This window comes from Mesorhizobium sp. M8A.F.Ca.ET.218.01.1.1, assembly GCF_004791165.1.
GTDB lineage: Bacteria > Pseudomonadota > Alphaproteobacteria > Rhizobiales > Rhizobiaceae > Mesorhizobium.
This window is the reverse complement of the sequence record NZ_SRUZ01000003.1, coordinates 463,924-483,723: the sequence shown is the minus strand read 5'-3', so window position 1 is coordinate 483,723 and position 19,800 is coordinate 463,924. Positions and strand designations below refer to the sequence as shown.

Sequence of the window (19,800 nt, the reverse complement as noted above, 5' to 3'; positions counted from 1 at the left end):
CGACGCGAGACATATGCGAGCGCTGAAACATGACGAGCAAAGCGACCGATCCCGAGATCCTGGAGCTGGAAAGTTTCCTGCCTTACCGGCTCTACCGGCTTGCCGATGCGGTCAGCCGGGAATTCTCGAAAATCTACAGCGACCGCCTCGGGCTGACCCGACCGGAATGGCGCACGCTATCGGGCTTGGGACAACGCGGCACGATGACCGCGACGGCGCTTGGCGAGCAATCAGCCATGCACAAGACCAAAGTCTCGCGTGCCGTCGCGGAACTCGAACGGCGGCGCTGGCTGACCCGCGCGCCGGATGAGAGCGACCGGCGCGTCGAGCATCTGACGCTGACCAAAGCGGGCCTTGCCGCATATCGCGAAATGGTGCCGTTGGCGAAGGCGTTCGAGTCACAGTTGCTAGCGCGGCTCGATTTATCGGACCGCTCCCTAATTCTCGCAGCTATCGCGAAACTCGAAGCGCAATTCTGAAATAGCGGGCAAGACCATTTTCATTTTCGCTATACGGTCATAAAGTCGAGGTATTTCTTCCGCTTGGAGAGGTCGTGATGGACCACCTTGATTGGAAGACATTTGTCCCTTGGGCGATCAGCATCGCGACCGTTTTGCTCGGTATCTGGCAATATTCTGACAAACAGGCCCAGGCAAATCGCGAGCCGTTCCTTAAAGAGCAGACCAGGCTGTTGTTTGAAGCCAGTGAAACCGTTTCAACCCTAGCGAATACCACAGATCCGGCTGTCTGGAAGAACGCTCGTTCACGCTTCTGGACTCTCTACTGGGGTCCGTTGAGTTTGGTCGAAGATGTTCGTGTCGAGAATTGCATGGTAAAGTTGGGGGAGATCATACCGCCGACGACGCAGGCTGAAATCCCTGCCCTGCCTTTCGACGACCTTCGGACCGCATCTTACGAATTGGCCCATATCGCCCGCAATCTCATGATCAAGAGTTGGGATGCCAAGCTTGATATGAAGGTCACAAACTCATTCAGCATTTGCAAGATGGGTAGGCGGCCGCTTACCAATCCATCACCACCTTGCCCGAACTGCCGCTGCGCATCGCGTCGAAACCCGACTGGAAATCATCGATACCGATGCGATGCGTGATCAGCCCGGTCACATCGAGCGGGCCTTGCACCAGCGCGATCATCTTGTACCAGGTCTCGAACATCTCGCGTCCATAGATGCCCTTCAGATGCAGCATCTTGAAGATGACCTTGTTCCAGTCGATCTCGAAGCCGGTCGGCGCGATGCCGAGGATGGCGATCTTGCCGCCATTGTTCATGGTGTCGATCATGTCGCGGAAGGCGGGCGCGGCGCCCGACATTTCCAGCCCGACGTCGAACCCCTCGGTCATGCCGAGCGCCGGCATGACGTCGCGCAGTTTTTCCTTCGAGGCGTCGACGACGTGCTGGACGCCGAGCTTCTTCGCCAGCGCCAGCCGCACCGGGTTGATGTCGGTGATGACGACCTTGCGTGCGCCGACGCACTGCGCCACCAACGCCCCCATGATGCCGATCGGCCCCGCGCCGGTGACCAGCACATCCTCGCCTACCAGGTCGAAGGACAATGCGGTGTGGACGGCATTGCCAAGGGGATCGAAGATGGCCGCGATCTCGTCCGGCACGTCGTCGGGGATCGGCACGACATTGTGCTGCGGAATGGCCAGATATTCGCCAAAAGCACCCGGACGGTTGACGCCGACGCCGAGCGTGTTGCGGCACAGATGCCCTCGCCCAGCGCGGCAGTTGCGGCAATGGCCGCAGACGATGTGGCCTTCACCCGAGACGCGCTGGCCGACCTTGTATTCGGTGACCGCCGCGCCGAAATCGGCGACGGTGCCGACGAATTCATGGCCGGTCACCATCGGCACCGGCACCGTCTTCTGCGCCCACTGGTCCCAATTGTAGATGTGGACGTCGGTGCCGCAGATCGCGGTCTTCTTGACTTTGATCAGCACATCGTTGGGGCCGATCTCCGGCACCGGCACCTCTTCCATCCAGATGCCCGGCTCGGCCTTGGCCTTCACCAGCGCCTTCATCATGTTCGACATTCTTTTGTCCCTTGAATCTCTTGATCCGGAATCGCTTTTCGACGCTCAGGAAATCACGCCCAATTCCTTGCCGACGGCACCGAAGGCCTCCACCGCGCGGTCGATGTCGGCGCTGGAATGGGCCGCCGACATCTGGGTGCGGATGCGTGCCTGGCCTTTCGGCACCACCGGGAAAGAGAAGCCGATGACATAGATGCCGCGCTTCAGCATGCGCGCGGCCATCTCCTGCGCCAGCGTCGCATCGCCCAGCATCACCGGTATGATCGGATGATCAGCCCCGGCCAAAGTAAAGCCAAGCTTGCCCATCTCGGACCTGAACCGCGCCGCATTGGCATATAGGCGCTCGCGCAAGGCATCGCCATTGCGGATCAGCTCGAACACCTTGATCGAGGCGCCGGCGATCGCCGGCATCAGCGTATTGGAAAAGAGATAGGGCCGCGAGCGCTGGCGCAGCCAGTCGACCACCTGCCTCTTGCCCGAGGTATACCCACCGGAAGCGCCGCCAAGCGCCTTGCCGAGCGTACCGGTGATGATGTCCACCCTGCCCTCGACGCCGCAATGCTCGGCCGAGCCACGGCCATTCCTGCCAACGAAGCCGACCGCATGGCTGTCATCGACCATGACCATGGCATCGTACTTTTCGGCGAGATCGCAGACGCCCTTCAAATTGGCGATGATGCCGTCCATGGAAAACACCCCATCGGTGGCGATCAGCCGGAAGCGGCAATCCTTCGCTTCCTTCAATCGCGCTTCCAGATCGGCCATGTCGTTGTTGGCGTAGCGGAAGCGTTTGGCCTTCGACAGCCGGACACCATCGATGATCGAGGCGTGGTTGAGCGCGTCGGAAATGATCGCGTCCTCCTCGCCCAGCAGCGTCTCGAACAGGCCGCCATTGGCATCGAAGCAAGAGCCATAAAGGATCGTGTCGTCCAGGCCGAGAAAGGATGAAATCGTCGCCTCGAGCTGCTTGTGCTCCTCCTGCGTGCCGCAGATGAAGCGCACCGACGCCATGCCGTAGCCGTAGCGGTCGAGCGCCTGCGTGGCCGCAGCGCGCAGGTCCGCGCTGTCGGCGAGGCCGAGATAGTTGTTGGCGCAGAAATTCAGCACTTTCTCGCCGCCCACCTCGATTTCGGCCGACTGCATCGAGGAAATCACCCGCTCGGACTTGTAGAGGCCGGCGGATTTCAGCCCTGCAAGCTCACTGTCGATATGGGAGAGAAATGCTGCGGTCATGATCAGGCCTCGTTTGACGTGGGCAGACTGTCGTCCGGCCCGCGCAAAAAATCCATCGCAAAAGCGACCGGATCAGGTGGCCGGGCAGCATCAGGGGGACGCGATGGACATTGCCCAAGCGACCATCCGGCACGCATGGATTGACGAATGCTCAAATGCGGGCCGGCCGCGAAAGAACCCGATAACCATTTCGCGATCTTTCCGCGCCTCCCCCTTGCCGGCCAGCCGTCGACTTCCGGTCCTGTTAACGTTTGCAGTTCAATGGTGCTCATACAGAAATCCGTTGGCGAGAGGGCCGCCCCCGAACATGTCTCAGCAGCCGGTGCAAACCGTTTCAGGCAAGCTCATACTGCTGATCAAGGCTGGCTACTGGCTGGCGCTGCTGATCATTGCCGCCATGGTGGCAGCCTCCTTCGTTTTGCTGCAGCAGACGATGGCCACGCAGCAGCACAACAACACCTTGCTCGACATCGTCGGCACGCAGAAGACATTGTCGCAGCGCATCGTCTTCCTTGCCAGCGCGACAGGCGTCGCCTCGCGCGACAAGCAGCCGGCGCTGGTCAGCGCGCTGAAGCAGGCCACGGCGGAGTTCGAGACGAACTACGATCTGCTGCTCAAGCAGACAGGCGCGGATCCGCAATCGCCTGCCAAGCTCGATCCGAAGTCGATCGAGAGCGTGCTTTTCGCCAAACCCTTCCATCTCGACTATTTCTCGGTTGGCCTGATCGCCAACGGCGATCGTCTGATCTCTGCACTGGAATCGCAGCTCAACCTTGGCGACAATGGCGGCTACAAGGGCGGCGCCGAACGCGTCAACCTCGATGCCTCTGTCGCCAATGCCACGCTGTCGGGCTATGCCGCGCTCGGCCAGCGCATCAGTGCCGACGCCGACGAGCGCTCCGAAAAGTTGCTCACTCTCCACCGCACGCTGTTCTATGCCACCCTCGGCGTCATCCTGCTGGTGGCGCTGTTCATCTTCAGGCCGATGTCCAACGCGATCCTGCGCAAAACGCGTGAATTGGTCGACGCTCGCAATTCGATGGCCTTCATCGCGGTGCATGACGGCCTGACGGGCCTGCACAACCGCACCTTCCTGACCGACCATTTCGAGACGCTGATCAAAGGCGCGCATCGCCGGCGCGAGCGCCTGGCCGTGGTCCAGCTCGACCTCGACCGCTTCAAGCAGATCAACGATACGCTGGGCCACGCCGCCGGTGACTATGTCCTGGTGGTGACGGCACAGCGCATGCGCGATTCCTGCCGGGCGTCGGATCTGTGCGCGCGGCTTGGTGGCGACGAATTCGTGATGATCCTCAACGGAGCCGGCAGCACCGAGGACATCAACATGCTGGCACGGCGCATACTGGTGCACATCAACGAGCCGATCGTGTTCCAGGGCACCACCATTCTTCCGGGCGCCAGCGGCGGCATCGCCGTCTATCCAATCGACGCCGACAATGCGCAAGACCTGCTGGTCCACGCCGATCTGGCGCTTTATTCCGCCAAGAAGATGGGTGGCGGCAACTTCTCGTTCTTCTCCGAGGAACTGCGAAGGGAACTCGACTACCGCAAGCAGCTCGAACACGACATCAAGGTCGCCATTTCCGAAAAAGCGTTCCAAGTCTATTTCCAGCCACAGGTTTCGCTAACCGACGGCACCATCAGCGGCATAGAGGCCCTCGTGCGCTGGAACCATCCCGAGCGCGGCATGATCTCGCCGGGCGAATTCATCCCGGTCGCGGAGAAATGCGGCTTCATGCCGGAGATCGGCCGCATCGTGATCAGCAAGGCGATCAACGAAGCCGCCGAATGGAACCGTGCCGGCATTGCCTTCGGCCGGCTTGCCGTCAACGTCTCGGGCACCGAGTTGCGTGAGCACGATTTCGATGCGTTTCTGTTCGACACGCTGGAGAGAGCCGGGCTGCCGCCGCAGAAACTGTCGCTGGAAATCGTCGAATCCGTCATCCTCGACGACGAGAAGACAGGCATCGCGGCCAAGCTGCGGCACATCCGGGCGGCCGGCGTCCATCTGGAACTCGACGATTTCGGCACCGGCTATGCGTCGCTCAGCCACGTCAATCCCAACGAGATCGACCGGCTCAAGATCGACCGCCGCTTCGTCCAGAACATCCACGAAAATGGCGACAACTCCAAGATCGTGCGCGCCATCACCGAACTTGCACGGGGTTTGGGCATCTCCATCGTCGCCGAGGGCGCCGAAACCGAGGCGGAGCTCGACTCGCTGATGGCGATCGGCTGCGACCAGGTGCAAGGCTATTCCATCGCCTTCCCGATGCCGCATGACAAGGCGCTGGAATGGCTGACCGCCCGCATGCCGAAGAAGGCCAGGCTGACGGTATTGCAGGGAAGCCTGGCGTAGGCGGAGCCGGGCCTGGCTTGACAACCAGCCGATGAAATGGCGGCCTGTCCTGATCGCAAACGGGTAGTGGCCCATGACATTCTTTCGGCTTGCCCTGGCAGCCATGTTGATGTCGGCGTTGCCGGCCCATGGCGCGGATCGCACCATCTACCTCACCTTCGACGACGGTCCTCTGAACGGCACAAGCAACATCCTCGACGTCTTGGAGGCGGCGCAGGTTCCGGCAACGCTGTTCATGGTCGGCATGCATGCCGAGGCCAGTGCGTCCAACAAGACGTTGGTGCGGCGCGCCAAGGCGATGCCGCTGGTGACGATCGGCAACCACAGCTACAGTCACGCCTACAATCACTACCGGCATTTCTATGGCGATACGGAAGGCGTGGTTGCCGACATGCTCATGGCCAATGCCGTTCTGGGCCTGAAGTCCGCGGTGCACGCCCGCCTGCCGGGGCGCGACGTGTTCCGGCTGCCTTCGATGTCGAAGAACGACAATTCGCTTGGGCAAGCGCAAGCCGGGCGCGAAGACCCCGACTATGAGTTCGTCACAGCGTCCGGCTTTTATCTCTATGGATGGGACCACGAGTGGGTGCACAAGGACAGCGGCGAGCCGGTCCAGAGCGTCGATCATCTGGTCAGCGAGATCGATCATTTGTTCGGCTACGGCCACTTTGCCAAGCCCGGCAAGCTGATCCTTTTGATGCATGACCAGATGTTCCAGGACGGCTTTGACGGCAAGACGCAACTGACCAAGCTGATCACCGCACTGAAACTGCGCCACTATGCGTTTGGAACAATCCCGAGCTATGATAACTAAGCCATCAGGTCGGCACTCCTAGCTCTCCACATTCTCCCGCAATACGGCCAGCACCCGCGCAAACTCCGCGAGACGTTCGTCGGGTAGTCCTGTGCGAAGCCGCTTGTCGAAGACAAGTGCTGCTTGCCGCAACGTTTCGAACAGCGCTTCTCCCGCCTCCGTCAACCGGACCAGATGAACCCGGCGGTTGAGGGGATCGCGCTGCCGCGTCAGCAGGCCCTGCGCCTCCATCGCATTGAGATGATGGGTCAGCGTCGCACCCTGGATGCCGATCATGCCGGCAAGTTCGCGTTGATTGGCGAGCTCGCTCGACTTGACCGACAGCAGCGTGAGCCAGACCGGCAATGTGCCGCCTGCTTCAACCAAGGCGGCGTCGAAAGCCTGTGCGACAAGCTTGGCGGTACGGCCAAGGTTCATACCAACCGGCGGGCGTTCAAACGGTGTCATGATCTGACAGTAGAGCAAGCAGTGGGAACGTGAAACTCGGCTTCATGATTGACATCTAACCGTTAGATATCTAACTTTGTCTTATTGATGGCATCGCGGCATGGTTGCGGCGCGCAGGCGGCGGGCGAATGAGAGGAATGCAGTCATGCAATATGTTTATATCGTCGTCATCGGCCTGCACGTCATGGCCGGCGTATTCTGGGCTGGCACGACCATCGCGGTTGCCCGCGATCCGGACATCCGAGCAGAGCGGTTCTTCCGGCCGCAAATGGGCGCGGCCGGTTTGGCTTTTCTGACCGGATTGCTGCTCTGGTATTTCTTTCATGAGGGTGCTTTCGGCTCGATGGAGAAGGTACTGGCGCTCGGCATTTTGACGGCGCTAATCGCCGCCGGTGTGCAAGGCGCGCTTGTGGGCTCCGCCAGCAGGCAGCTCGCTGGCGCCGATGCAGCGACCCAAACGGAGCTGCGCGCGAAAATGACCAGGGGCGAACGCATCGCCGGCGGACTGCTGGTCATCACCGTACTTTGCATGGCGACCGCCAAATTGTTTTAGAATCGCACGGCCGGTGAAAGCCGATCATGCGCGGCGCGCAACGGACCAGAGCGGCAGGTGGCTCTCCTTGCAAAGGCCGTTGCGCGCCACCTGATCGTAATCAAATCCTGATCCCGAACCTGATCCCGTCATAGATGGCGGCGTGGATGTTGCGGGAGGCAACCGCGTCGCCGATGCGCAACAGCACGAAGCCCCCTTCGGGGTTGCGTTGGGGAAAAACGTCGCCTCCATTGACCAGACGTTCGTAGTCGACCGCCCCAGTGTTCTTCGACAACGGCTTCAGCGACAGATACAGATCGTCGAGCGGCAGCGTGCCGTGTTCGACCACAACCTGGTCGACCCTGCGTTCGCCGTGCCAGCCATCGGCAAAGTCCGAAGCGAGTTCAGCGACCAATTGATTGCCCTCGCGCCGCACCGAGCGCAGGCGCGTGTTGATGGTGATGGTGACGCCCTTTTCCTGGAAGGCCCGCATGTACGGAACGTGGTTCATGCCGCCCATTTCGGGGGCGAAGAACCGCTCCGGTGAAACCAGTTCCAGCTTCGAGCCGCTGTTGGCAATCAGTTCGGCCGCGCCCATGCCCTGATGGCCGCCATTGTCGTCAAAGAGAAGAACATTCTCGGCCGGCTTGACGCTGCCGGCCATGATGTCCCAGCTCGACGTGACGAGATTGTCACCGGAGGCCAGCGGCGGGTTCTGCGGCAGTCCGCCGGTGGCGACGACCACCACGTCAGGGGCCAGGGCCAGGACGTCGTCCTTCTCTGCCCATGTGTCGTAGCGGATCTCGACGCCGAGCCGGTCGAGTTCGGCCAGACGCCAGTCGATGATACCGATCAATTCCTTACGGCGCGGGTTCTGGGTCGCCAGACGGACCTGCCCACCCGCTTGTGATGATGCTTCCAGGATCGTTACTTCATGGCCGCGCTCGGCCGCGACCCGCGCCACCTCCAGTCCGCCTGCCCCTGCGCCGACGACCACGACTTTACGCTTGGGCCCTTCCGTCTTGGCGATCACGTGCGGAATATCCGCCTCGCGGCCGGTCGCCGCATTGTGGACGCACAGCGCCTCGCCGCCCTCGTAGATGCGGTCGAGACAATAGGTGGCGCCCACGCAGGGACGGATCTCGTGCTCGCGGCCCTCCATCACCTTCTTGATGATGTGCGGATCGGCGATGTGGGCACGCGTCATGCCGACCATGTCGAGCTTGCCGGTGGCGATCGCGTGGCGCGCGGTGGCGACGTCGGAAATGCGCGCAGCGTGGAAGGTCGGGAATTTCGTCGCCGCCCTCACCTCGCCGGCGAAATCGAGATGCGGCGAAGACCGCATGCCAGTCACCGGGATGACCTTGGTCAGTGCCGCGTCGGTCTCGATCGAGCCACGGATGATGTTGAGGAAATCGACCTTGCCGGAGCCGGCCAGTCGCCTGGCGATCTCGACGCCCTCCTCCTTCGACAGGCCTTTCTCGAAATCCTCGTCGGCGACCATGCGGATGCCGACGACGAATTTGTCGCCAACCGCCGCCCGCACCGCATCGAGCACCATGTTGGTGAAGCGCAACCGGTTGTCGAGCGAACCGCCATACTCGTCGTCGCGATGATTGGTGGCAGGCGACCAGAAGCCGTCCATCAGATGGCCGTAGGATTCGAACTCGATGCCGTCGAGACCGGCTGCCTGGCAGCGCTGGGCGGCCGATGCATAGTCGGCGACGATGCGCTCGATGTCCCACTCCTCTATGGTCTTGGGGAAAGCACGATGCGCCGGCTCGCGCACAGGCGAGGCCGAGAGCACCGGCAGCCAGTCGGCCTTGTTCCAGCCGGTACGGCGGCCGAGATGGGTGATCTGGATCATCACCTTGCAGTCATGCTCGTGGCAGGCGTCAGCGAGTTCGGCCAGCCACGGCACGATGCGGTCGTCATAGACGTGCAGATTGCCGAAGGCGGCCGGACTGTCGCGCGAAACGATGGCCGAGCCGGCGGTCATGGTCAGCGCCATGCCGCCCTTGGCCTTTTCGGCATGGTAGAGCCGATAGCGCTCCTTCGGCATGCCGTCCTCCGAGTAGGCCGGCTCGTGGCTGGTCGACATCACCCGATTCTTCAGCGTCAAATGCTTGAGCTGGTAGGGTTGGAGAAGCGGGTCGTTGCTCGTCATCGTCTTCCTGCCGTTTTAATTTGTGCTAATGAGCGGCAAATCCAAGGAAACCGCTCATGATCGATACCAAAAATCTCGCCCAACTCGGCACGCACGTCGAGACGCCACAGAGTCCCGAAGCTGCGGTCCTGGAAACCGTGCCGTTTCAGCGCGGTGACGGACCGCCGGCGATCGTGCGTTTCACCGTCCCGGAATTCACCTCGCTCTGTCCGGTGACCGGACAGCCGGATTTCGCCCATATCGTCATCGACTACGCACCCGACGCGGCCCTGGTGGAATCGAAGTCGCTCAAGCTGTTCATGACCTCGTTTCGCAACCATGGCGCTTTCCATGAAGACTGCACGGTGATGATCGGCCGTCGCATCGTGGCCGCGACCAAGCCGTTGTGGTTGCGCATAGGCGGCTATTGGTATCCGCGCGGCGGCATTCCGATCGATGTCTTCTGGCAGACCGGCACTCCGCCCGAGGGCGCCTGGCTGCCGGACACCGGCGTCGCCCCCTATCGCGGGCGCGGCTGAGCTGATGTCAGCCATTGCCGGCACCGGTCCGGCAAAGGCTTGTTGCAAGGAAGGGGAGGACAGCATCGCGATAGCGCGGCTGGTCGTAGCGCAGCAGGTCAACGTGACCTGCCCCTTCGAACCAGACCAGTTGAGAGCCGTCGGCAGCATTCCGCAGCGCCAGTACCTGACCGCGATCGATGAAGGGATCGATGCTACCTGCGAGCAGCATCAGCGGCCTGCCGATTTTGCCGAGACGGTCGACCGGCCTGACGTCATCGGCGCTCAACCCGAGGCGAAGCGGCATCTGCGCCAGCAGGACGTCGGCCTGGAAACCGCGCCAGAAGTGGAAAGGCATTCGCCAAGCCGTTGTTTCGCGCAAGGTCGCGTAGAGCTGCTCCAGCACATAGGCATCGGCAGGCGCTTGCGGGGCGGCAAAGACGAGAGCGGCGGCACCAAGCGATGAGCCGACGGCGCCAAGCTTCTGGTCGGGAAACCTTTGCCTGGCGAAGGCCATGATGCGGATCGCATCCTGGCCTTCACTGTAGCCAAAACCTTGAACGGCCCCGCCGCTCTCGCCGTGCCCCGACAGATCGAACAGGATGACGGAATAACCGGCGTCGAGCAGCAATTTTGCCCTTTGCACCAAAGCGAGCCTGTTGGCGCCGCGGCCGTGCAGTAGAACGATCGTACCGCAACTGCCCTTTCGATCGGCCACCCAGCCAACCAGTTCGGGCGCGCCGGGCTGGTCGAGCACGACGCGCTCGACGGGCAAGTCGCCGGGCAGCGCCAAAGCTTGCCAGGGTTCGCGGGCGATCAGCATCGTGCCGATCCGCCAATCGACGACGCAAGCGGCAGCGCCGAGTCCGACTAGCGCTATCGCGAGCAAACCGCCAAGCTTCATTGCCGACCACCCGGAAGCTGACGACGGCTCATTCGCACTGGTACTGGCTGAGCGCCCATTCGCCGGTCACCGACAAAAGGTCCGATATCTTCCATTCGCCGTCGACCTTCTTGAACTTCCATTCAAGGCGGTGCGGGTTGCCGGCGACGACGAAGGCGACGATGACCTTGGCCTGATCGCCATTGATTGATTCGAGCGTCTTCAGGCTCTTGTCGATCTCGGCCTTGTCATAGTCCGCATTGTCGAACGCCATGTTGGGGTCCAGGCACTCGCCCTGCCCGGATTTGCGCAAGGCATCGCTTTTGTCGAGCACGGTTTTCGCCGGGTCGATGAAATGGCCGCGCTGAGCCGGATCGATCTCCAGGCCGACCTGATCGTAGAACGGCCGCACAACCGCTGTCGGCGATCCCGGCTGGATGGGGGTGGCGGGCCCGCTCGGCGGCCATGCGACAGGTGGCGTCGCCGGCTCCGCAGCTCCGCCAGGCGCGGTCGCCGGCGGCGTGCCGCTGTCATCGGGCGCGGTCCCGGCCGGAGCATTTGCCGGCGGCGCGCCTAACAGGCCCTGAGCAGCCGCGCCGTTCAAGCCAGCCGCCAGCAGGCACATGGCCGACAATAACAGGAGCGCGCGACCGGCCATTGCATCACTCCGGATCTTGGCCTGCCATGCATTCGAGCTGGCTCAGCGTCCAGGCGCTGGTCTTCGATGCAATGTCCGATATCTTCCACTTGCCGTCGACCTTCTTCAGCGACCAGTGCATTTCGCGCTGCGAATCGTCTCCTTCCGGCAAGAGACTGAAATTCGCCACCACTTGTGCCGCGTCGCCATCCACCGTCTCGGACAATTTCAAGGTCTTGGAGATGGTCTTCTGGTCGAAATCCTGCGCGTCGAGGCCCGGGTCGAAGTCGATGCAGGCGACCTGGTCCGGATTCTTCTTGGTCGCCTGGTCGTTGAGGTCGAACAGTTTCGTCACCGGCTCGGTGAAGCGATCGCGGTATTGCGCGTCGGCCTCGAACTTGACCTGCGGGACATAGAAGAACTTCACGGCGTCGGACGCCGGACCGGCCAATGCGGCGGCTGGTGCGGCAATCGACAAGACGGCGGCGAGCAGCAGTTTCATGGATTTCCCCGAATGTTTGGCTGCGGAAAGCAATCAATACCACGCATCGTGCATATCGGCTTTTTTGCGGCTCATGAAGCCTTCGGGTGGCTCGTCTACTTGCATAGATCACATCCAACGATCCTTAGTCTCCGAAAGTAGCGATCGGCGCGTTGAGTTGGGAGCGCTCAGGCCTGACGCCGAGCCCTGGGATCTGCGGGACGCGTATATGCCCGTTCTCGATCACGATCGGGTTTACGGGATCGGTATGCCCTTCGATGTATTCCTGCGCGATCCAGGCTCCCTCAAAACGTCTCGGCTCGACGGTAGCGGCGAGGTGCACGCAGGCCGCGGCGATGACGTCTCCGCCCCAGGCGTCGTCGCAACTGTGCGGAAGAGATCGTATCGCACACAGGTCGCGGACCGTGGCCATCTTGGTGAGGCCGCCGAGGCGGGTGACCTTCAATCCGAATCCATCCGCGATACCTGACGAAACTGCCCGCAACACGGCATTCAAATCCTCGGTATTCTCATCGAGATAGATCGGATGTGTAACGCGTCCCTTGAGACCCGCCACTTCCTCCATGGTGTTGCAAGGCTGTTCGAACACGAATGGGATTGCCTGGCAAAGCCGATCGATGTGCAGCGCCGCGGCAGCGGTCAGGCCACGATTGGCGTCGACGGCTATCCGGGCCTTGAAGCCAACGGCCTCCCATACTTTGTGCACGGTGGCGACGTCCTGTTCGAGATCCCGCCCGCCGATCTTGATCTGAAGCCGTGCATATCCGGCGTTGACCTTATCGGCGGCAATACGCGCGGTCTCGTCGGGAGCACCGACGATCGTCGAGTAGTAAGACGGCACACGATCGGTGAGCGCACCACCGAGAAGGGCTGAGACCGGGACGCCCAGCCGCTGGCCGGTGAGGTCGAGGAAAGCTATATCCAAGGCCGCCTTGGCATAGTTGTGCCCGTTCAGCCGCTCGTCCATTCTTTTGGCGAGGCGGCGCATGGACGTTGTATCCTCGCCGACAAGTCCAGGCGCTATTTCGGCAATTGCCGCTCTCGCGCCCAGCGCATGTTGGGGCTGATAAACAGGGCCGATCGGGCACGTCTCACCCCAGCCTGACAGTCCATCCTCGGTGGTCACTTCAACCAGCGTGCTGTCCAAATTCCGCACGCTATCACTGGCCATCCGGTAGGCACCGCCTTTGACAGGCAGAAGCACCTGATAGACTTTGATTGACTGGATACGCATTCAGACATCAGCCCCGTTCATGCCTTGCCTGGTCCGGCGCCTTTCGCGATCATCAAAGACCAAGCGCCACCTTGCGCCCGTCATGAATGGCAAATGCCGCCTGTCTGGAGGCGGTACAATCGCCGATGGAGGTATGCGCAATTCCGCGCCGTTCGAGCTCGATGGACAGGCTGTGCTGCGCCATGCTGGTGGCGGCGAAGACCAAAGCGTCGGCCTCGACCTCCTGCTCGGTCCCGTCGAGCAGCGAAGCAATCCTGGCCATCCTGCCATCCCAGTGCACGATGGCGCTCTCGGTCACGAACCGCACGCGCAGTTTGGCGAGCGCTCGGCGCAGCGGCGCGTCGACGGCCATTCGCTGAAGCTCTTTGCCGACCAGGGCGTCCGGGGTCACAAGCGTCACATCGTGACCGTCCTCGGCGAGTTTCCAGGCGGTGCCGCAGCCTTTCCAATTGCCGCCATCGTCCAGCAACAGAACATTTTTTCCCGGCCTCGCCTCACGAGCCATCACCGCCTCGGCCGAGAGCACCGGGCCACCGCCCGGAATGCTGTCCCACTGCGGCAAGGCCCGCTGGAAAGCGCCGTCTGGCGGCATCGAGCCGGTGGCGATGATGACGTGATCCGCGCCTTCGTGCTCGACATCATCGGCTTCGACATACTGCCCGTAACGGATGTCGACCTGAAGCTGGCCGAGCTGACGCTCGTACCAGCTAATCAGATCCAGAATCTGGGCACGGCGCGGCTGCAGTCCGGCAAGACGGAACTGCCCCCCAAGGCGGTCGGAAGCCTCGGCCAGTGTGACGCGATGACCGCGCTCGGCCGCGGCGCGCGCCGCTTCGAGGCCGGCCGGGCCGCCGCCGACGACCAGCACGCGCTTCGGCTGGGCGGCCGGAGCGAAGCGATCTCCGCCCCACTCCCATTCCCGCCCCGCCGAGGGATTGACGACGCAGCTGATCCAGTAATCGCGGCTGCGCCGGCCCCAGCACATCTGGTTGCAGGACAGGCAGCCGCGAATGTCCTGCGGCCGTCCGGCGGCAGCCTTTGCAGCCAGATGCGGATCGGCGATCTGCCCGCGCACGATGGAAACGAGGTCAGCGCGGCCTTCGCTCAGCACGCTCTCGGCGTTCTCGGGGGTACGGATATGGCTTTCGGCGGTGATCAGCGCGTGGCGCACGGTGGATTTGAGCACCGCCGCAAGATCCGCGCCGAGCTTTTCGGGATAAACAAAGGTCGGCATGATCTTGTAGAAATCGAAGTAGGAACCCGTTCCACAAGTCACATAGTCCATCAAGGCATCGCGGTCGTGGAGGTCGATTATCTCGGCCAGCGCTTCGCGCTTCAGCGCCACTTCGACTTCCGGTTCGTCATTGACCGCAAGACCGATGATGAAATCATCGCCGCATTCCCGGCGAATCCTGGTCATCACCTCACGGCTCACCCGCGTGCGGTTTTCAAGGCTGCCGCCCCACCGGTCGTCGCGGCGGTTCGACCAGGGCGTCCAGAACTGGTCCAGCATCGAATGGTACGCCGCCCAGACCTCGACGCCGTCGAAGCCGGCCTCGCGGCAGCGGCGCGCCGCCTGGACAAAGCCGTCGATCGTTTCCTCAATCTCGGCTTCGGACATCCGATGCGAGCCGTCGGAGTCGTGATAACTCGGCAGGCCGGAAGGCGACCAGCCGGCATGGAACGAGTTGTCCGCGTCCGCGTGCTGACCGACATGATAGAGCTGCTGGATGGCGACGGCGCCGTTGCCGCGGATCGCCTCTGTCACCTTGCGAAAATGCGGGATGACGCGGTCATCGGAAGGGCTGAAGTTGCCGCGTGTCAGCACGGCGGCCCGATGCACGGGCATCGGCTCGACCACGATCATGCCGGCGCCGCCGATGGCGCGTTCCGCGTAATAGCCGACATGCCGCGCGGTCGGCAGCCCCTCCACCGCCATATTGGCGGTGTGGGCTCCGAACACGATCCTGTTGCGCAACGTCTTGCCGCGCAGAGTAGCCGGCGTGAACAACCGGTTGAAGACCCGCCCAGACATGCACCGCTCCTTCAAAGCCTTGGCGGCGGCACCCGGGCGCCAGCGCTCGCAACCCAAGTCGCTCTTTGCCGGAAAGCCGACACCTCGGGGGTGCCGGCTTTGCCACGATCCTTGAAGCTAGGCGTCCAGCCAGACGTTCTGGAGATCCATTTCGAAGGTCTGGTGGACACCGTAGTTCTTCACCTTCTTGTTCGTATGGCTGTAGAGCTTCTGCCAGAACGGCTGGATGATGACGCCGGAGTCCTGCAGGATCTGCTCGACATCCTTCATCACCTCCTTGCGCTTGGCGACATCGATCAGCGAGAGCGCCTGCTTGAGCTTGGCGTCGAAATCGGGATTGGAATAAGCCGATTCGTTCCACGCCTCGCCGGTGCGGTAGCCCAGCGCCAGCACCTGGACGCCCAGCGGGCGCATGTACCAGATGGTCATCGAATAGGGATATTTCGTCCAATCGTTCCAGAAGGTGGAGCCCGGCAGCACGGTGCGCTTGACCTTGATGCCGGCGTCACGCAACTGGCCGGCGATCGCATCGCCGGTGTTCTTCTGCCAGTCGTCCTCGATGGTAATCAGTTCATGCTCGAAGTCGGCCTGACCAGCGTCCGCCATCAGCTTCTTGGCGCCGGCGGCATCGCGCTCCTTCTTGGGGAGCGGATAATATTCAGGATGGATCGGGCTGACATGGTGGTTCTCGCCGACCGTGCCGCGCCCATTATAGCCGAGCTGCAGCACCGCATTGTTGTCGACTGCCATCTGCAGGGCATTGCGAACGCGCTGGTCGTCATAAGGCTTGTGCGTGATGTTGGTGCGGGCAACCAGCGTGGTGGCGGTCGCGACCTCCGATTTCTGCAGCCCCATCTTGTCGAGAATGTCGATGAAGTCGGCGGGCGACTCGAAGTTGAGGTCGATTTCACCGGAATCGAATGCATTGACCGTAGCGTTGAAGTCGGTGCCGTAATCGATGAATTCGATCCCGTCGAGCGGCGCCTCGCCTCCCCACCATTTGCCGTTCTCGCGGCGCTTGACCACCGCCTTCTGGCCGACGTCGTAAGACACCAGCTCAAACGCTCCCGTGCCGATCGGCTTCTTGATCGGATCGGCGCCATCGGCGTCGAAATTGCGGTGCACGACGAGTGCCGGATAATCGGTGAAATTGGGTATCAGCGAAATGTCGGGCTCGCTGAGCTTCAGCTTGACCGTGTTGTCATCGACCTTGGTGATGGCGCCATCCCTGGCCTTGCCGGTCTTGGCATCGATCAGCGCACCGACGCGCGCCGCCATCGAGTTGCCGGCGACGCCCTTCTCGCACCAACGCGTCACATTGTGCACCACGTCATCGGCGTTGAAGGCATCGCCATTGTTCCAGGTGACGCCCTTGCGCACATGCAGCGTGTACTCGGTGGCGTCGTCGTTAATGTCCCAGCTTTCGAGCAACACGGGCTCGAAGGTAAACTGCTTGGTATAGCGCACCAGCGGCTCCAGCCAGGTCCGCGAGATGTTGGCCAGTTCCACCCAGTCGTAAGTGCGCGGATCCTTCTGCGCCTTGACCGACATCGAGACGTGCAGCGTCCCGCCCTTTTTCGGCTCCTCGGCCAAAACCTGTGTCGGCGCGGCAAGGCCGATCATGCCATAGGCAAATGCCGTTGATGCCCCAAGCGCGCTGGCCAGCGCCAGGAATTCGCGCCTGTCGACACGGCCTGCTTGCGCCTCCGCGGCCATCGCTTCGATAGCCTGCGGCACACGATCGCCGTTGCTTTTGAAAATCGTCATGTCCATTCCTCCCTTGTTGTTCCCGTCGGGTCTTTGCCCGTTCCCTCAACTAACGCTGTCGGGCAATTTTTCCTCGCGCCGCGCGATCAGATCCTTGAGACCATCGGCGATGCCCTCATCGAGTTTCGGCTCCTCATAATCGGCGAGCATGTTGCGCGCTTTCTCGCGGCCGCGCGTGTCATGGTCCTTTGCTCCCTCGGCCTTCCACTGTTCGAACGAATTGAAGTCCATGATACTGGGCATGAAGAACGCGGACTCGAAATGGTCGAGCGTGTGCTGGGTGCCGAGGAAATGGCCCTGCGGCCCCACCTCACGGATTGCCGCCATGGCCTCCTTGAAATCGTCGAACGGCAGCCCGCCCGCATATTTGTACCAGCCGACAAGCTGTTCGCAGTCGGTGGCGAATTTTGAATAGCCGCAGGTGAGACCCGCTTCCAGCCATCCTGCCGAGTGCCAGATATAATTGGCGCCGGAGAGAATGGCGGCATGCATCAGCATGTTCGCTTCGTAACCCGCCTGGGCGTCGTTGAGCTTCGAGCCGACATGGAAGCCGGACGTGCGCCACGGCAGTTTGTATTTCCGCGCCAGCGCACCCATCAGATACATCATCTGGGCGGCCTCCGGCGTGCCGCCCATGGGAGCGCCGGTCTTCATGTCGACCGTGACCATGAACTGGCCGTAGATCTGGGGCGAGCCCGGACGGATGAGCTGGGTGAAGGCGACGCCGGCAAGCGCCTCGGCATTGACCTGCGCGACCGCGCCGACGGCGGACGCCGAGGTCGAGGCGCCACAGAGCGCGAAGGGCGCCAGGATCAGCGGCTGGTTGTGGCGCGCATACACCCTCATGGCGTCCAGCATGGTGGCGTCCCAGACCAGCGGCGAATTACAGTTGGTGATGGCCACCAGCACCGGATTGTCGCGGACGAACTCCTCGCCGAACACGATGCCGGCCATCGCCATGGTATCTTCCGCCCGCTCCTTGGAGGTCACGATGCCCATGAACGGCTTGTCGGAATATTTCAGCGCCGAATGGATGATGTGCAGGTGCCGCTTGGGCACGGCAATTTCCATCGGCTCGCAGATGATCGAGCTCGACGAGTGCAGCGCCGGGGCCATGTAGGCGAGCTTGTGGAAATTATTGAGGTCGGCGAGCGTGCCGTAGCGCCTGTTGTTGTCGAGGTCGCGCACATAAGGCGCGCCATACATCGGCACGAAGATCGAATTCTTGCCTCCGACGCGCACGGTGCGCTCGGGATTGCGCGCGTTCAGCGTGAACTCGGAGGGAACCTTGGCGACGAGTTCCATCAGCAGCGCGCGATCGATGCGGACCCGCGTTTCCCGGACGTCGGCGCCGGCCGCCTTCCATAAGGCAATGGCCTCGTCGTCGCGGAATTCGCAGCCGACCTCTTCCAGGATCGAAAGCGACTCCTCATGGATCAGTTCCACCGCCTCGTCCGGAACCATCTGATAGACGGGAATCTGCCGTACCAGGGTCGGAAAGGAGGCAATTGGTGCGCTGCGGAGCGCCTTGCGCCCGAGACGGCCGCCGCCACGGCGGTGGGTCTGTTCGGTCAATTCAGCGGCCGGTGCGTTCATGGAGCCTCCATCCCTTCGATCCTGATCAACTTAGCGAGGGGAAATATAGATGTGACGCTGGAAAATCCTGATCTCTTGTATAAGCTGTGCTTATGCGAAGCCTGCGCCATCTATTGCCCTCCGCCGGCAGACTGATCGTCTTCGAGGCGGCAGGCCGGTTGTCGAGTTTCACTGCCGCCGGGCGCGAGCTCGGCATGACCCAGGCCGCCGTTTCCTATGCGGTGCGCGGGCTGGAAGAACAGCTCGGCGCCCAGCTCTTCCAGCGCCGCCATCGCCAGGTGCTCCTGACGGAGGCCGGCGAGCGCTTCCATGCCGATGTGTCGCTCGGCCTGTCGCATATCCGCAAATCCGCGGAGGACCTTCGCCTGCAGGCGACCGGCGGCCATGTGACTTTAGCTGCCTCGACCGCCTTCGGCTCGTTCTGGATGATGCCGCGCCTGCAGCAGTTCCGCGACGAACTGCCGGGCGTCGATCTGCGCATCCAGACCGCCGATCGCGACCTCGACATCATCGCCGAGGGGATTCCGCTCGGGGTGCGCGGCGGCGTGCCGCGCGACTGGCCGGATTATCATTCGCTGTCGCTCTCGGACGAAGAGATCTTTCCGGTCGCCGGCCCCAGCTATCTGGCGAAATTCGGCAGGCCCGAGACCGTGGAACAACTAGCGACACACCGCCTCATTCATCTGGAGGAGCCATATCGCGAGGCCCCGAACTGGGACGAATGGTTCCAGTCGGCCGGAGCCAGTCTCCGCAATGCCGAGCGTGGCTTGCGCATCAATGATTATGCGATTGTGATCCAGGCCGTCATGGAAGGGCAAGGCATCGCGCTCGGCTGGCGCCACCTTGTCGAGCGGCTGCTGTCGACGGGGCTGCTTGTGCCGGTCACCGACCACGTTATGAAGACAGGCACGGCATTCTACGTCATCTGGCCGAAGAACCGCGAGCTCAGCGACAATGCGCGCAAGGTAAGGGATTGGCTGCTGGCGCAGGCGTGAAGTCGTTTCACCGTTTCGGCCGCA

General features: G+C 62.2%; 19 protein-coding genes. 7 read left to right on the top strand and 12 right to left on the bottom strand.

Features of this window, described 5'->3' with window-relative positions; all coding sequences use genetic code 11:
* The first annotated feature begins 29 nt into the window (after nt 1-29).
* Together EN861_RS13525 and EN861_RS35835 are read left to right on the top strand one after the other, a co-directional pair.
* Nucleotides 30-479, top strand: a complete 450-nt coding sequence (locus EN861_RS13525; protein WP_127869676.1) for a MarR family transcriptional regulator — start codon at nt 30-32, stop codon at nt 477-479.
* Between the two features lie 77 nt (nt 480-556).
* Nucleotides 557-1,111 carry a hypothetical protein gene (locus EN861_RS35835; protein ID WP_145972050.1) on the top strand — a complete coding sequence of 185 codons (555 nt, stop codon included), beginning with the start codon at nt 557-559 and terminating at the stop codon, nt 1,109-1,111.
* Here the strand turns inward: EN861_RS35835 and tdh are convergent.
* Genes tdh through EN861_RS13510 form a run of 3 tightly spaced genes read right to left on the bottom strand, consistent with a single transcriptional unit; the run spans nt 1,023 to nt 3,562 of the window.
* Nucleotides 1,023-2,057, bottom strand: a complete 1,035-nt coding sequence (tdh, locus tag EN861_RS13520; protein WP_127869678.1) for an L-threonine 3-dehydrogenase — start codon at nt 2,055-2,057, stop codon at nt 1,023-1,025. The two genes, EN861_RS35835 and tdh, sit on opposite strands and share 89 nt — an antisense overlap.
* A 45-nt stretch (nt 2,058-2,102) precedes the next feature.
* Complete coding sequence (locus tag EN861_RS13515; protein ID WP_135863937.1) at nt 2,103-3,290, bottom strand: glycine C-acetyltransferase; 1,188 nt, start codon at nt 3,288-3,290, stop codon at nt 2,103-2,105.
* A 2-nt stretch (nt 3,291-3,292) separates the two neighbouring features.
* Nucleotides 3,293-3,562 carry a hypothetical protein gene (locus EN861_RS13510; protein WP_127280017.1) on the bottom strand — a complete coding sequence of 90 codons (270 nt, stop codon included), beginning with the start codon at nt 3,560-3,562 and terminating at the stop codon, nt 3,293-3,295.
* A gap of 35 nt (nt 3,563-3,597) precedes the next feature.
* Here EN861_RS13510 and EN861_RS13505 point away from each other — a divergent pair, with 35 nt between their 5' ends.
* The gene (locus EN861_RS13505; protein WP_127869680.1) at nt 3,598-5,670 is read left to right on the top strand and encodes an EAL domain-containing protein; all 2,073 of its coding nucleotides are present in this window, start codon (nt 3,598-3,600) and stop codon (nt 5,668-5,670) included.
* A 73-nt stretch (nt 5,671-5,743) separates the two neighbouring features.
* Entirely contained in the window at nt 5,744-6,484 is a 741-nt protein-coding gene (locus tag EN861_RS13500) for a polysaccharide deacetylase family protein (RefSeq protein ID WP_135863934.1), read from the top strand.
* An 18-nt stretch (nt 6,485-6,502) separates the two neighbouring features.
* Here the strand turns inward: EN861_RS13500 and EN861_RS13495 are convergent, their stop codons facing one another.
* Entirely contained in the window at nt 6,503-6,829 is a 327-nt protein-coding gene (locus EN861_RS13495; protein WP_245512027.1) for a MarR family transcriptional regulator, read from the bottom strand.
* 247 nt (nt 6,830-7,076) lie between these two features.
* On the opposite strand from EN861_RS13495, the gene EN861_RS13490 reads away from it, so the two are divergent.
* On the top strand, nt 7,077-7,484 hold the full coding sequence (locus tag EN861_RS13490; RefSeq protein WP_127280021.1) for a hypothetical protein: 408 nt from the start codon (nt 7,077-7,079) through the stop codon (nt 7,482-7,484).
* A gap of 100 nt (nt 7,485-7,584) precedes the next feature.
* Here EN861_RS13490 and EN861_RS13485 read toward each other — a convergent pair whose 3' ends face one another.
* Entirely contained in the window at nt 7,585-9,630 is a 2,046-nt protein-coding gene (locus EN861_RS13485; protein ID WP_127869682.1) for an NADH:flavin oxidoreductase, read from the bottom strand.
* Between the two features lie 56 nt (nt 9,631-9,686).
* On the opposite strand from EN861_RS13485, the gene queF reads away from it, so the two are divergent.
* Entirely contained in the window at nt 9,687-10,148 is a 462-nt protein-coding gene (queF, locus tag EN861_RS13480) for a preQ(1) synthase (RefSeq protein ID WP_135863929.1), read from the top strand.
* A gap of 7 nt (nt 10,149-10,155) precedes the next feature.
* On the opposite strand, the gene EN861_RS13475 is transcribed toward queF, so the two are convergent.
* The 7 genes from EN861_RS13475 to EN861_RS13445 all read right to left on the bottom strand — a co-directional run bounded on the left by EN861_RS13475 (nt 10,156) and on the right by EN861_RS13445 (nt 18,781).
* A complete protein-coding gene (locus EN861_RS13475) occupies nt 10,156-11,031 on the bottom strand; it encodes an alpha/beta fold hydrolase (RefSeq protein WP_127869684.1) in 876 nt (291 codons plus the stop codon).
* A 28-nt stretch (nt 11,032-11,059) separates the two neighbouring features.
* Nucleotides 11,060-11,668 carry a hypothetical protein gene (locus EN861_RS13470; RefSeq protein WP_127280282.1) on the bottom strand — a complete coding sequence of 203 codons (609 nt, stop codon included), beginning with the start codon at nt 11,666-11,668 and terminating at the stop codon, nt 11,060-11,062.
* 4 nt (nt 11,669-11,672) lie between these two features.
* Nucleotides 11,673-12,149 carry a DUF3828 domain-containing protein gene (locus tag EN861_RS13465; RefSeq protein WP_127280283.1) on the bottom strand — a complete coding sequence of 159 codons (477 nt, stop codon included), beginning with the start codon at nt 12,147-12,149 and terminating at the stop codon, nt 11,673-11,675.
* A gap of 124 nt (nt 12,150-12,273) precedes the next feature.
* Entirely contained in the window at nt 12,274-13,383 is a 1,110-nt protein-coding gene (locus EN861_RS13460) for a mandelate racemase/muconate lactonizing enzyme family protein (protein ID WP_127869685.1), read from the bottom strand.
* Between the two features lie 52 nt (nt 13,384-13,435).
* On the bottom strand, nt 13,436-15,418 hold the full coding sequence (locus tag EN861_RS13455; RefSeq protein ID WP_127869686.1) for an FAD-dependent oxidoreductase: 1,983 nt from the start codon (nt 15,416-15,418) through the stop codon (nt 13,436-13,438).
* A gap of 117 nt (nt 15,419-15,535) precedes the next feature.
* Nucleotides 15,536-17,185 carry an ABC transporter substrate-binding protein gene (locus EN861_RS13450; protein WP_127278233.1) on the bottom strand — a complete coding sequence of 550 codons (1,650 nt, stop codon included), beginning with the start codon at nt 17,183-17,185 and terminating at the stop codon, nt 15,536-15,538.
* A 45-nt stretch (nt 17,186-17,230) separates the two neighbouring features.
* Nucleotides 17,231-18,781, bottom strand: a complete 1,551-nt coding sequence (locus EN861_RS13445; protein ID WP_127278232.1) for a trimethylamine methyltransferase family protein — start codon at nt 18,779-18,781, stop codon at nt 17,231-17,233.
* A gap of 92 nt (nt 18,782-18,873) precedes the next feature.
* Here EN861_RS13445 and EN861_RS13440 point away from each other — a divergent pair, with 92 nt between their 5' ends.
* Complete coding sequence (locus EN861_RS13440; protein WP_135863927.1) at nt 18,874-19,776, top strand: LysR substrate-binding domain-containing protein; 903 nt, start codon at nt 18,874-18,876, stop codon at nt 19,774-19,776.
* The last annotated feature ends 24 nt before the right edge of the window (nt 19,777-19,800 follow it).

Bases quoted from the DNA above. Each gene is read 5' to 3' on its own strand.
- EN861_RS13525 (WP_127869676.1), top strand. From the start codon at position 30: ATGACGAGCAAAGCGACCGATCCCGAGATCCTGGAGCTGGAAAGTTTC.
- EN861_RS35835 (WP_145972050.1), top strand. From the start codon at position 557: ATGGACCACCTTGATTGGAAGACATTTGTCCCTTGGGCGATCAGCATC.
- tdh (WP_127869678.1), bottom strand. From the start codon at position 2,057: ATGTCGAACATGATGAAGGCGCTGGTGAAGGCCAAGGCCGAGCCGGGC.
- EN861_RS13515 (WP_135863937.1), bottom strand. From the start codon at position 3,290: ATGACCGCAGCATTTCTCTCCCATATCGACAGTGAGCTTGCAGGGCTG.
- EN861_RS13510 (WP_127280017.1), bottom strand. From the start codon at position 3,562: ATGAGCACCATTGAACTGCAAACGTTAACAGGACCGGAAGTCGACGGC.
- EN861_RS13505 (WP_127869680.1), top strand. From the start codon at position 3,598: ATGTCTCAGCAGCCGGTGCAAACCGTTTCAGGCAAGCTCATACTGCTG.
- EN861_RS13500 (WP_135863934.1), top strand. From the start codon at position 5,744: ATGACATTCTTTCGGCTTGCCCTGGCAGCCATGTTGATGTCGGCGTTG.
- EN861_RS13490 (WP_127280021.1), top strand. From the start codon at position 7,077: ATGCAATATGTTTATATCGTCGTCATCGGCCTGCACGTCATGGCCGGC.
- EN861_RS13485 (WP_127869682.1), bottom strand. From the start codon at position 9,630: ATGACGAGCAACGACCCGCTTCTCCAACCCTACCAGCTCAAGCATTTG.
- queF (WP_135863929.1), top strand. From the start codon at position 9,687: ATGATCGATACCAAAAATCTCGCCCAACTCGGCACGCACGTCGAGACG.
- EN861_RS13475 (WP_127869684.1), bottom strand. From the start codon at position 11,031: ATGAAGCTTGGCGGTTTGCTCGCGATAGCGCTAGTCGGACTCGGCGCT.
- EN861_RS13470 (WP_127280282.1), bottom strand. From the start codon at position 11,668: ATGGCCGGTCGCGCGCTCCTGTTATTGTCGGCCATGTGCCTGCTGGCG.
- EN861_RS13465 (WP_127280283.1), bottom strand. From the start codon at position 12,149: ATGAAACTGCTGCTCGCCGCCGTCTTGTCGATTGCCGCACCAGCCGCC.
- EN861_RS13460 (WP_127869685.1), bottom strand. From the start codon at position 13,383: ATGCGTATCCAGTCAATCAAAGTCTATCAGGTGCTTCTGCCTGTCAAA.
- EN861_RS13455 (WP_127869686.1), bottom strand. From the start codon at position 15,418: ATGTCTGGGCGGGTCTTCAACCGGTTGTTCACGCCGGCTACTCTGCGC.
- EN861_RS13450 (WP_127278233.1), bottom strand. From the start codon at position 17,185: ATGACGATTTTCAAAAGCAACGGCGATCGTGTGCCGCAGGCTATCGAA.
- EN861_RS13445 (WP_127278232.1), bottom strand. From the start codon at position 18,781: ATGAACGCACCGGCCGCTGAATTGACCGAACAGACCCACCGCCGTGGC.
- EN861_RS13440 (WP_135863927.1), top strand. From the start codon at position 18,874: ATGCGAAGCCTGCGCCATCTATTGCCCTCCGCCGGCAGACTGATCGTC.